Below are 12367 nucleotides of genomic sequence, written 5' to 3' on the forward strand. Positions count from 1 at the left end.
GGGGACCACCCTACGGGGCAGCACTGACAATCGGGGTCACACCTCGTGCAGAGGGTTGGCGACCGTCCCGTGCACGGCGGCGTGCGGGCGGTTCGGGCGGTCGCGGTAGCCGTCGAGGTGGAGCCGGTTGCGGTTCAGGCAGAGCCGCTCGATCCGCGGGGTGAGCAGGTCGAACGCCTCGTAGCGCTCCTTGAGCTCGGGGAACCGGGCTTGGTGGTGCAGGATCTCGGCGCGTACCAGCCGCCAGAAATCCGCCTCCGGAACTCCTAGTTGATCTTCACAGAGTGGGGCGAGGTACCGGAACACCCCGACGAAGAGGCCGGAGTGGATGAACTGCGTCAGGAAGGCCGGCTCCTCGGTCAGCAGCACGTCCCGCACGTCGGCGGGCATCGAGTCGTGCTCCGGCAGGGGCTCCGCGCTGATGTTGACGTCGTCGACGAAGTCCTTGATCGCGAGCCGCACCGGGACATCGTGGTCGTCGAATACGACAATGGCGTTCTCGCCGTGCGGGGAGAAGACCGTTCCGTAGCGGTAGAGGAAGCGCAGCAGCGGGGGGAGCAGCGCGGCGAAGAGCCGCTCGAGCCAGGCGGCGGGCGCGAGTCCCGACCGGGCGACGAGCTCCGCGGTGAAGGAGCGGCCCTGAATGTCGGTGTGGAGCAGGGAGGCGAGCGTACGGGCGCCTTCGCCGGCGGCCAGCTGCACACCGAGCGGTTCGCGCCAGATGGCGCCGAGGAGTTCCCGGTACTGGTAGGGAACTTCCGGCAGGTGGTCGTACAGAGGATGCTCGACCGCGACGGAAGCGACTTCGCCCAGCAGGATGACGCCGCACTCGTCGCGCAGGAACGCATCGCTGTCGCGCAGCCCCTGGACCCACGCTGTCACGGCCGGAGCGGCGAGTGTCCGCTCGGTGGGGAGGCCGCGCCAGACCAGGGTGTTGAGGATCGACAGCGGCAGCTTCACCGTGTGCCGCTCGGGGTGTTCGACGTTGAGGAAGGTCCGGATGGACTGCTGCGGCAGGCGCGGATCGCCATCAGCGTGGAGCGGGACGATCTGGTGGTGGGCGATGGCCGGTGCGTAGAGCGGCAGGATCACTTCGTCCCACTGCCAGGGGTGCACGGGGAGGTAGAGAAACCCCTCCGGGTCCAGCCCACGGGCCCTTAACTCGGCGGCGAAGGACTCCCGGACGGCGGTGTCGAGTTCGCGCCGGTAGAGCCGGTCGGGCGTCGATAGGCCGGTGACACCCCGGTACTGGGCGAGGTCCGTGCTGACCGCGATCCATGGCAGCCGGGCGGGCCGGCGGGACTCGGGTGTCCAGCGGGCGGCGTCGGCCGCCGAGAATCCGATCCGGCCCTTGTTGAGTACGAGCCAGGGGTGGCCGGTCTGATGGCCTTCCAGCCGCGCGTAGTCGAGTTCGGCGAGTTCGGCGGCGAGGAGCGCGGTGTGATCCATACGGGCATCGGCAGCGAGGGTGGTGGTGAGCTCGCGGACCAGGTGCCCCAGAGTCGCGCCGTCCAGGGCGAGCAGCCTGCGGGCCAGGAGGAGGAAGCGGAGCGGGTCGCTGAAGGGTTCGCCCTGGAGCGCGATGGTGTCCTGGTCGATGTGCCAGTGCCCGTACGCACCGCGCCGGGCCCGGAAGGTCAGCGGCAGGTCGTCATCCAGCGTGAGCGTGTGGCGGCCGCCGGTCCGTGCCACCGGCTCGATGATCTCTTCGTAGGCGAAGGCGCCGAGCATCTTGGCGAGAAGACGGCGAGCCGCACGGTCCCAGTCCTCGGGGTTCAGCTCGGCGGGGGCGAGCAGCGTCGGTTCTGCTTCGGAGTCGAAGCCAGCAGACGGATTCAGCACGGGGACTCCTCGGGGTGGAACCGATTCGGGACGGGCGGTGTATCAAAAGCAACAGTTCGTCAGGGCGGGGATGTACAGCACGGGGCGTAAGGGCAGGGGAGGCACCGACAACGGAGGCACCGGCAGGGGATGCGCCGGTAGGGGACGCACATGAACGGGGGCGCAGAGGTGGGAGGTTCAGGAGTCGGGGGTGTACAGGCGGCCTCACAGAGGTGGTCACCACTGTGCGGGGATGGGAGGTGTTCACATCAGGTCGCGGTAGGCACGGTCGCGGACCATCAGTGCCGCGCGTTTGTCGGGAAGGTCCACTTCGGCCGAGTAGCGGAATCCCGCACGGAGGAAGGCCGACACGGAGGGGGTGTTGCGCAGGTCCGGCTCGGCGACGACGCGGGTGCACTGGGGTCGGTTGTCCAGTACGAGGTCGGAGACGGCACGCAGCAGGGTGGTACCGGTGCCGTGCCCCCGGTCGGCGACACCGCCGATCAGAAGGTGCAGACCGGTGTCGTGGGGGTGTGCCGGATAGTGCCGGGCCAGTGGATCGAGGTCGGCGCGGTACATCTCCCAGTAGCTCATGGGGGTGCCCTGGAGCACTCCGAGGCAGGGGATACTCCGGCCGTCGCCGCCCAGTTGGGGGCGCAGATGAGCGCGTGTGACGGATTCGGGGCCCGAGAGCTCCCAGAAGGCGGCGACGGCTGGGTCGTTCATCCAGTGGCTGACGAGGGAGAGGTCGCGTTCGATGTCCACGGGTACGAGTTGGAAGACACCGGCCGGGGTGGCGACCGGCTGCCAGGTGCTGGGGCTGTCCAGCAGGTCGCCACCGGCGGAGCCGGGAGAGGCGGGCCACCGAGCGTGTGCCAGGTCTCCGGTGTGCAGCAGTGACAGCAGGTCCTCGGACAACCGCAGGTCCAGGGTGTCCTCGGACTCCTCGTCGGTCCGTGGGACAGGTCCTGTCCCGCCATGGGCGCTCGCATCCGTGGAGGGCACAGCCACTCTCCTCATACTCTGCTCAGCTATCGGTCGGGTCATGCCTCAGTGGAGTGAAGGGGGTTGGTAAGACGGACGTAGACGGACTGGGTGTCGACCGGGCCGACGAGCTCGTCGAGGCCGTGGAGTCGGGTCAGGAGGTTGGCCTTGGTACGCAGGACGGGGGTGTCGAGGAGTTGAGCAGGCAAAGGGGAGCCGAGGGCGGTGGCTCGGGTGAGGAACTGCCGGAAGGCGGCGAGCAGCAGCCGTTCGTCGGCAAGTCGCTGGGCGCCGAAGGCGCCGATCAGTCCGAAGACATTGTTGATGGCGAGGTAGTAGGCGAAGCGTTCATCGGTGACGTCGTCTGCGACGAAGGTGTCGCTGACGGCTCCGACCCCGGGGAGTCGCTTCTCCAGTGCGGCACGGTGGGACTCCCGGAAGTAGTAGCCCTGGTTGTCTCGGTATCGGCCGCCGATTGGCCAGCCGCCCGGGCCGAGGATGACGATGGTGTTCTGCTGATGCGCTTCGAGGGCGATGCCCGCGGTGCCGTCCAACCACAGCACCGGGCGTACGACATGGTCGAGATAGCGCAGGAACCACTCGGTGGCGACAGCTCCGGTGGGCCGCCCGGTCCTGGCCGCGAGTGCGGTCACGATGTCGGCGAGACGCGAACGCATGGCACCGCCGCCGGGGCGTGGGCGGATCGCGGTGAGCCCGGCGACGCAGACGGCGTCGTCGGCGGCACTGAACGGATTGTGGCGGAGGACGACGTCGAAGCCCGGAAGCGGTTCACCGGCAGGCGTGTTCACGGCCAGCCAGGCCGGATCACGGACGATGTCGAAGCCGGGGTGGGCTGCTTGCCATGCACCGCCGAGGCCGCTCCGCAGGACCCGGTGGACCTCCACGCCGCGGTGGAGTTCCTTGCGGAGGTTCTCCCGGCGGGAGTTGGTGATGCGGAGCCCGAGGGACAGCTTGAGCATCGCTGCGCCGCCCGGCCGGTGGACGGTGCGTACGGAGGAGGTGGGATACCAGGGGTCGCCGTGCGGACCGAGGTCGTGCAGCAGCCCCGCCTCGAGAAGGGCGGCCACCGCGGGGCGGTGGGCCAGGTCCCGGGCCTGCCAGGGATGGACCGGCAGAAGGGCTGTGTTGTCGGGGTGCTTGACGGCACCCGCGAAGCGGGCGGTGAGCTGGTCGGCGGGCAGCGTGCGTCCCTTCTCCGTCCACGCCGAGTCCTGCGCGAGTACGGAGCGGTCGACGGCCATCCAGTGCAGAGCGAACTCGCCACGCAACTCCGGCGAGTACAGCCGGAGTTCGGCGGCCGAGAGACTCTCGCGGCTCTTCGGTGTGGGGTGCAGCGGGTGACCGAGCAGGAGGGACTGTTCTGCGGTCAGGAAGGGATCCGCCCCACCGGTCGGCTCCGGCCTGCGACGGCGCTCCGTGATGAAGGCGGCGGTCCGGTGTACCGAATCGGCGACCCTGCCGACCAGCTCGGTGCTGTCGCTCTGACCCGCCTCCCTGCCGAGGAGGGCGGCGACGGTGACGGCGTCGGCGCGGGGCGCGCCGATCGATCCGCCTTCGAGCACCGGTTTGCCGAACCTGTGCAGGCCGGTGGCCGACCAGTACAGGACGGGGACGAGCAGCGCGATACCGCTGGCGTTCAGAGGGATGCGCAGTGTGGGCCCGTTGGGCGCGGACAGGTCGGTCTCCCGGACCCAGCAGCGCAGCAAGTTCTCGACGGCCGCAGCCTCGGCGGCCGTGTGAGGTTCCGGTGCGTCGATGGGGTCTTCGAAGAGGCCGGGTACCGGACGCCCCCCGGGGGTACGGTCCGCCGTCATCTGGCGCGGCACCATCTCGGGGCCGGCCGAGAGCGAACCGCTCGATACCGGGCCGACGGTGAGGGAATCGGCCCGCAGCTGCTGGGCCGGGAGCGAGTGGGCCGGGAGCGGACCTGCGGTACGGCTGCTGGGGGCGGCGGAGTCACCGGTCTCGGGGACATCGGGGTCAGGCATGGGGTTCACGGGGGTGCTTCCTTGCGCGGCCGGCGGGATTGGTGGGGAGGTGGCTTCAGTGCGGGCGCCGGGTCTCATGACGGCTGTGGACGGCACGTTCGGCAGCGGACAGGGCGTCGACCAGCCGGTCCAGAACCGCCTCCGCCTGTTCGTCGGTGAGGGTGAGGGGAGGCAGCAGACGCACGACGCTCGCGTGGCGGCCGCCGAGTCCGACGATGAGCCCCCTGGCCAGACACTCCCGCTGTACGGCGGCCGCGAGCCGGGGATCCGCCGGCGAGGGACCGACGGCACCCGTCTCCCGGCTATCCGGAGCAACTGCGGCTTGGGTGGCGTCGGCGGCTTCCGGGTCGACGAGTTCCAGGCCGATCATCAGGCCCCGGCCTCGTACGTCGCCGATGGCCGGGTGGTCGGCGGCCAGGCCCCGCAGCCTGCCGATCACGCGTGCGCCCAGGTCGGCCGCCCTCTCGGCGAGCCGGTTCTCACGGACATGCGCGAGGGTGGCAGCGCCCGCGGCCATGGCGAGCTGATTGCCGCGGAAGGTACCCATGTGAGCTCCGGGCTCCCAGCAGTCCAGATCCGACCGGTAGACGATGACAGCGAGCGGGAGGGAACCCCCAATGGCCTTGGACATCACCATCACGTCGGGAACGATCCGGCTGTGCTCGACCGCCCAGAAGGCACCGGTGCGGCCGACGCCGGACTGCACCTCGTCCGCGATGAGCGGAATGGACCGGTCGGCGGTGATCTTCCGCATACGGCGCATCCAGCTGTCCGGTCCGGGGATCACCCCGCCCTCGCCCTGCACCGGTTCGAGGATCATCGCGGCCGGGAGAGCCACCCCGCTCCTGGGGTCGTCGAGAAGGGACTCGGTCCAGTTGCCGGACAGCTCCCGGCCCCGGGCGCCGCCGACCCCGAACGGGCAGCGGTAGTCCTGCGGATACGGCAGCCGCGTCACCCGTACGTCGGGAGCGCCGCCGGACAGTGCCAGCGCCCCGGCCGTCATGCCGTGGCAGGCGCCGGTGAACGCGAGGATTCCGCTGCGGCCGGTGGCGGTGCGGACGAGTTTGAGGGCTGCTTCGACCGCGTCCGTACCAGCAGGACCGCAGAACTGCACCCGTGCCTGGTCCGCGAATCCGGGCGGCAGGGTCTCGAACAGCTCGGTGACGAACGCGTCCTTGACCGATGTGGCGAGATCCAGGACCTGCAGGGGGGCTCCCGAATCGATCGCCTTCCTGATCGCCTCGAGGACCACCGGGTGGTTGTGTCCGAGCGCCAGAGTCCCCGCCCCCGACAGGCAGTCGAGATACCGCCGTCCGTCCGCACCCTCGATGGTCAGCCCGCGTGCGCGTACCGGCACGATCGGCAGCGACCGCGCGTAGGTACGGGCTGCGGATTCACGCATCGACTGGCGGCGCAGGATCCCCTCGTGCGCTGTCGTCGCCGCCGACGGTGCGGTTTCGGTCACGGCCACTGCTGTTGGTCCTCCCGCTGTACGGATCGGCCGCCGCGCCCCTCGTCCCACGACCGTCGCCACCGGCGCTGAACGCAGCCCAAGGGCCCCCATCCGTACCAACGACGAAGTCCCCCCGGGAGCACGGGTAAGTCGGAAGATCCTTGCGGGGTCGGAACCACGGCCCTGCGTTATGCCGTCCACATCGGCACCGGCATAGTGGGGCCCGCACTTTGGTTCCGGTCAGTTCCACGTTTCCGCAGTTCCGCACCACAGTGCCGAAATCCGTTGTTCCGGAGTCCCAGGGGGAATCACCACATGCGACCGCTACGCCCGACTTCCACCGAACGCCACGGGAGGCGCGCGTCCCGGCGAACGCTCCCCGTCATGGCCGCTGTTGGCCTCACGGCGGCACTCGCCCTCACCGCGACCGCCTGCGGTCCCGGCGACGACAACGCCAGTGACAAGCCGGCCGCCACCACCTCGTCGTCCTCCGACGGCAAGGTCGTCATACCGGACAACGTCAGGGGCGCGCTGAAGAAGCACGGCATCGACCTGGACAAGTGGAAGCACGGCGCGTGGAAGAACTGGAGCAAGGACAAGTGGCTGCGTGAGGCGCAGGACTTCGTCAACCCGGTCATCTCCGGGCTCTGGGACCCGTCCAGGATGCGGCACGCGACCAAGCCCCCGGAGAAGCCGGTCGACAACGACATCTCCGGTGACAAGGGGGTGACCGACCCGACTCCGGCGCCGGTGACCGCGCAGGGCGTCAACGCCCCGTACCACCAGAGCATTCCAGAGGCGGGCAAGGTCTTCTTCGACAGTCCTGAAGGGTCGATGGTCTGCTCGGCGACGGTCGTCGAGGACCCCGCACACCCCGGGAAGTCCAACCTGGTATGGACCGCGGGCCACTGTGTGCATGCCGGAAAGAAGGGCGGCTGGTACCGGAACATCGCCTTTGTCCCCTCGTACAACAACAGCGGGATGTCCGTCGCCCAGTTGCAGAACGCCAAGAAGGACGAGGTCGCTCCGTACGGCGTCTTCTGGGCGGACTGGGCCCAGACTTCCGAGCAGTGGATCAACGACGGCGGCCCCACCGGCGGGCAGGGCGCCCCGTACGACTTCGCGGTCCTGCACGTCACTCCTGAGAAGGGCAGCACCAAGTCCCTGGAGGAGACGGTCGGAGGCGCGCTTCCGGTGAACTTCAACGCGCCCGCGGTGCCGGAGATCCCGAGCCTGACGGCGACGGGCTACCCCGCGGCGCCCCCGTTCGACGGCCAGAAGCTGTTCCAGTGCTCCGACCGTCCGGGCCGTCTCTCGCTCTCCGCGGCCGACCCGACGATGTACCGCGTCGGCTGCACCATGACCGGCGGATCCTCCGGCGGCGGCTGGATAGCCAAGGGCGCCGACGGCAAGCCCGCGCTCGTGTCGAACACCTCCATCGGCCCGGTGACCGCAGGCTGGCTGGCCGGTCCGCGCCTCGGCAAGGTGGCCAAGGGCGTATACGACTCGGTCAGCAAGAAGTACGCGGGCCAGTAGGCGCAGTTCCTGCCCCTCAAAGAGCTGTCCCGCGGACAGCGCCAACGATCATGCTCCATTCAGGGGGAACAGTTCCATGCGATCCATCCGTCCGATACTGACCGCCACCGGAGTGGCCGCTGCCCTGGCGCTGACGGCCACCGCGTGTGGCGGCGGTGACGACAAGGCTGCCGCTCCGGCCGCCGACAAGTCCACGGTATCCGCGGCGTCCGGCGCCGACGCGGCGGCCGGTGTGTCCGACGCCCTCAAGCGCCACGGTGTCGACCTGGCGAAGTGGAAGAGCGGCCAGTGGAAGAACTGGGACAAGGACAAGTGGCTCCGTGATGCCAAGGACTTCGCCAATCCGGTGATCAAGGGGCTGTGGAAGCCCGACCGGATGAAGACGGCCAGGGATCCGCAGAAGACCATGGCTTACGGCGACAGTTCGGGCGGCCAGAACGTGACCGACCCGGAGCTCGCTCCGGTGAAGGCCCAGGAGGAGAAGCACCCGTACCACCGGTACGCGGCGCCTGTCGGGAAAGTCTTCTTCGACTCCCCCGAGGGCTCCATGGTCTGCTCGGGCACGGTCGTCAAGGACCCGAAGCACCCGGGCAAGTCCAATCTGGTGTGGACCGCGGGCCACTGCGTCCACGCGGGCGGCAAGGGCGGCTGGTACCGGAACATCATGTTCGTGCCGTCGTACAACGACCAGGGCAAGTCGATCGCCCAGCTGCGGAACGCACCGTCGCAGGAAGTCGCCCCGTACGGCAAATACTGGGCCGACTGGGCCATGACGTCCAACGCGTGGATCAAGGACGGTGGCCCCACCGGCGGGCAGGGCGCCCCATACGACTACGCCCTGCTCCATGTGAAGCCGGAGAACGGGGGCAAGTCCCTCGAAGAGACCGTCGGCAACGCGCTGACCGTCGACTTCAACGCTCCCGCTGCCAAGAGTATCTCCGCGATGGGCGCCTGGGGTTACCCGGCCGCCCCGCCGTTCAACGGTCAGCTGATGAACAAGTGCGTCGACCGGCCGGGACAACTGTCCGTCAGTCCCGGCACGCCGGCGATGTGGCGCATCGGCTGCACCATGACCGGTGGTTCGTCCGGTGGCGGCTGGTTCATCGCGGGCCCGGACGGCAAGTCGGAGCTGGTCTCCAACACCTCGATCGGCCCGGTCACCTCGGGCTGGCTGGCGGGGCCTCAGCTCGGCCAGGGTGCGCAGCAGCTCTACCAGGCGATGAGCGACCGGTACGCGAACCAGTAGTAAGGCAGGCTGGTTTGGTTTCACCGGCAACGGCCGAGGCCGGTCCTCTCAGTGGAGAGAGGACCGGCCTCGGCCGTTGCACCGGAAGCACCTCCCGGTGGCTGTCGTGCTGTCGGCGTCAGGGCGCCACGAGTACGTACGGCGCCAGATCGGCGGCCAGTTCCTCGTGCACCAGCGCCTTGAGGAGGGTGCCCTCCGGGGTGTGCTCCTCGGAGATCACTTCCCCGTCGGAGTGCGCACGGGCGACGAGCTGTCCGTGCGTGTACGGAACGAGCACCTCCACCGACACCTGTGGCCGGGGCAGTTGCTCGTCGATCAGCGCGAGCAGTTCGACGATGCCCTGCCCCGAGCGGGCCGACACCGCGATGGCGCGCCGCTCGATGCGCAGCAGCCGCTGCAGGACGAGCGAATCGGCCGCGTCCGCCTTGTTGACCACCACGATCTCCGGGACGTCGGTGGCACCGACCTCCCGGATCACCTCACGTACGGCGGCGAGCTGCTCCTCCGGAGCCGGGTGCGAGCCGTCCACGACGTGCAGGATCAGGTCGGACTCGCCGACCTCCTCCATGGTGGACCGGAACGCCTCGACCAGGTGGTGCGGCAGATGCCGGACGAAACCAACGGTGTCCGCCAGCGTGTAGAGCCGCCCGCTCGGTGTCTCGGCCTTGCGCACGGTCGGGTCCAGGGTGGCGAACAGGGAGTTCTCCACCAGCACCCCCGCGCCCGTCAGCCGGTTGAGCAGCGAGGACTTGCCCGCGTTGGTGTACCCGGCGATGGCGACCGACGGCACCTTGTGGCGCTTGCGCTCCTGCCGCTTGATGTCGCGCCCGGTCTTCATCTCCACGATCTCCCGGCGCATCTTCGCCATCTTCTCGCGGATCCGGCGCCGGTCCGTCTCGATCTTGGTCTCACCGGGCCCACGGGTGGCCATCCCGCCGCCGCCACCCGCACCGGCGCCGCCCATCTGCCGGGAGAGCGACTGACCCCAGCCGCGCAGCCTCGGCAGCATGTACTGCATCTGCGCGAGCGCGACCTGCGCCTTGCCCTCCCGGGACTTGGCGTGCTGGGCGAAGATGTCCAGGATGAGCGCCGTACGGTCGACGACCTTGACCTTGACGACGTCCTCGAGGTGGATCAGCTGGCCGGGGCTGAGCTCACCGTCACAGACCACGGTGTCTGCACCGGATTCCAGGACGATGTCGCGCAGCTCCTGCGCCTTGCCCGACCCGATGTAGGTGGCCGGGTCCGGCTTGTCGCGGCGCTGGACCACACCGTCGAGAACGAGCGCGCCGGCCGTTTCGGCGAGAGCCGCCAGCTCGGCGAGGGAGTTCTCCGCGTCCTGCGCGGTACCCGAGGTCCAGACGCCGACCAGCACTACACGCTCAAGGCGCAGCTGCCGGTACTCGACCTCGGTGACGTCTTCGAGCTCGGTGGAGAGACCGGCCACCCGCCGGAGCGCGGCTCGCTCCGAGCGGTCGTACTGGTCACCGTCCCGCTCACCGTCGATCGACTGGCTCCAGGCGACGTCCTCTTCCATCAGGGCATCGGCCCGAAGGCTCTCGTTGAAGCTCTGCGCTTCCTTCTCGTGCGCTTCCTTCTCGTGCGCGGCCTGGGAAGGGGAAGAAGAGGAGGGCATTGGATCCTTACGTCGAGAGGGCAGAAAGTTTCGTTCGCCAGTCACAACGCGTGATGGCCGCGGATGATTCCCTGAGGTCTCACCCGGTCCGGCAGCGCCGCCGACGCGTCGATAGTGACATGGTGCGCTCAGGCTCGTCACCCGGGTTTCAGCCCTGGTGCGCCCGCGGGGCCTGGGCGCTCCGCCAGTCGGGGTGGCCGGGCATGGGCGGGGTCTTCTTCCCGTACAGCCAGCCCTGGAAGAATCCCGAGAGGTCCCGTCCGGCGATCCGCGAGGCCAGCGCGGCGAAGTCGGCGCTGGTGGCCGACCTGTCGCGGTAGCGGCTCACCCAGCTGTGTTCGAGCGCCGAGAAGGCCGCCGCCCCCATCTCCTGGCGCAGTGCGTAGAGCACGAGCGCGCTGCCGTCGTAGACCACCGGCCGGAAGATGCTGATCTTCTGCCCGTGCACGGGGGGCTTGGGTGCCGCCGGAGGGCCACCCGCCGCCCGCCAGCCGTCGGACTGTCGGTAGGCGTCGCGCATCCGGGTGGCCAGCGGCTTCCCGTGATGCTCGTCCGCGTAGAGAGCCTCGTACCAGGTGGCGTGGCCCTCGTTCAGCCAGAGATCGGACCAGCTGTGCGGTGAGACGCTGTCGCCGAACCACTGGTGGGCGAGCTCGTGGACCATGACCGAGTCGACGTACCACTCGGGGAAGGAGTCCCCGGTGAACAGCCGCCGCTCGAAGAGGGACAGGGTCTGGGTCTCCAGCTCGAAGCCGGTGTCCGTGTCGGCGACGAGGACCCCGTACGTCTCGAAGGGGTAGTGCCCGGCCTTCGACTCCATCCAGGCCAGCTGATCGGGTGTCTTCCGCAGCCAGGGCTCCAGCTTCTTCCGGTCGGCCGCGGGTACGACATCGCGGAGCGGCAGTCCGTGCGGTCCGGTCCGGTGGACCACGGCCGAGTCGCCGATCGACACCTGGGCCAGTTCGGTGGCCATGGGGTGACGGGTCCGGTACGTCCAGGTGGTGCGGCCGGCGCGGGCCATCCGGGGCCCGGGCAGGCCGTTGGCGACGACCGTCAGTTTCCGCGGGGCGGTGATCCTGAAGGTGAAGAACGCCTTGTCGGCGGGGTGGTCGTTACAGGGGAAGACCCGGTGGGCGGCGTCCGCCTGGTTGGCCATGGCCAGGCCGTCGGGGGTCCTGATCCAGCCGCCGTCGGCGGCGCCCCGCGGGTCGCTGGTGTGCCGCACGGTGATCCGCAGCGGGCTTCCGGCCCTGACCGCGCTGCGCGGAGTGACGACCAGGTCCTCGTCCGCTGTGGCGAACCGGGCGGGCTCACCGTTCACCTCCACCGAGTGCACGGTGCCGCGCGCGAAGTCGAGGTTGATGCGCCGCAGTGGCGCCGTGGCACGGGCGTCGATGCTGGTCACGGCCTCCAGCGGAGTGGTGTTACTGCCGGGATAGGTGAGACCGATGTCGTACGAGAGGACGTCGTACCCGGGGTTGCCCAGGTGTGGGAAGAGCGGATCGCCGATGCCGAGGGGGACGGGAGCGGGCAGCGTGGCGGCGACGAGGGCCGCCGATGCGGTCGCGAGCAGGACTCCTCGCGAGCGCCGGGAGATGAACAGCATGGACTACGGCTACCAGCCCCTGCCGCGCGCGCCCCGGCCCAGGGCGCCGGGCCACCCGAACGTGTGGTCAGCCGGT

Annotated in this window: 8 protein-coding genes; 2 read left to right on the forward strand and 6 right to left on the reverse strand. The window is 69.6% G+C overall.

What is annotated here, in order from left to right; all coding sequences use genetic code 11:
• Positions 1-36: 36 nt before the first annotated feature.
• From OG452_RS07715 to OG452_RS07730, 4 genes are all read right to left on the reverse strand, one after another.
• On the reverse strand, positions 37-1842 hold the full coding sequence (locus OG452_RS07715; RefSeq protein ID WP_327294877.1) for an IucA/IucC family protein: 1806 nt from the start codon (positions 1840-1842) through the stop codon (positions 37-39).
• A 243-nt stretch (positions 1843-2085) separates the two neighbouring features.
• Positions 2086-2826 (reverse strand): GNAT family N-acetyltransferase, encoded by a 741-nt coding sequence (locus OG452_RS07720; protein ID WP_327294878.1) that lies wholly within the window; start codon positions 2824-2826, stop codon positions 2086-2088.
• Positions 2827-2864: 38 nt separating this feature from the next.
• Positions 2865-4814: an IucA/IucC family protein gene (locus OG452_RS07725; protein WP_327299546.1), complete on the reverse strand. Its 1950-nt coding sequence runs from the start codon at positions 4812-4814 to the stop codon at positions 2865-2867.
• A 55-nt stretch (positions 4815-4869) separates the two neighbouring features.
• Positions 4870-6285 (reverse strand): diaminobutyrate--2-oxoglutarate transaminase family protein, encoded by a 1416-nt coding sequence (locus OG452_RS07730; RefSeq protein WP_327294879.1) that lies wholly within the window; start codon positions 6283-6285, stop codon positions 4870-4872.
• A gap of 297 nt (positions 6286-6582) precedes the next feature.
• Here OG452_RS07730 and OG452_RS07735 point away from each other — a divergent pair, with 297 nt between their 5' ends.
• On the forward strand, positions 6583-7803 hold the full coding sequence (locus OG452_RS07735) for a trypsin-like serine peptidase (RefSeq protein WP_327294880.1): 1221 nt from the start codon (positions 6583-6585) through the stop codon (positions 7801-7803).
• 76 nt (positions 7804-7879) lie between these two features.
• The gene (locus OG452_RS07740; RefSeq protein ID WP_327294881.1) at positions 7880-9049 is read left to right on the forward strand and encodes a trypsin-like serine peptidase; all 1170 of its coding nucleotides are present in this window, start codon (positions 7880-7882) and stop codon (positions 9047-9049) included.
• Between the two features lie 118 nt (positions 9050-9167).
• Here the strand turns inward: OG452_RS07740 and hflX are convergent, their stop codons facing one another.
• Both hflX and OG452_RS07750 read right to left on the reverse strand, forming a co-directional pair.
• Positions 9168-10685, reverse strand: a complete 1518-nt coding sequence (gene hflX, locus OG452_RS07745) for a GTPase HflX (protein ID WP_327294882.1) — start codon at positions 10683-10685, stop codon at positions 9168-9170.
• A 148-nt stretch (positions 10686-10833) separates the two neighbouring features.
• A complete protein-coding gene (locus tag OG452_RS07750) occupies positions 10834-12291 on the reverse strand; it encodes a M1 family metallopeptidase (protein ID WP_327294883.1) in 1458 nt (485 codons plus the stop codon).
• Positions 12292-12367 lie beyond the last annotated feature (76 nt).

Origin of the sequence: Streptomyces sp. NBC_01197, from assembly GCF_036010505.1 — a bacterium.
Lineage (GTDB): Bacteria > Actinomycetota > Actinomycetes > Streptomycetales > Streptomycetaceae > Streptomyces.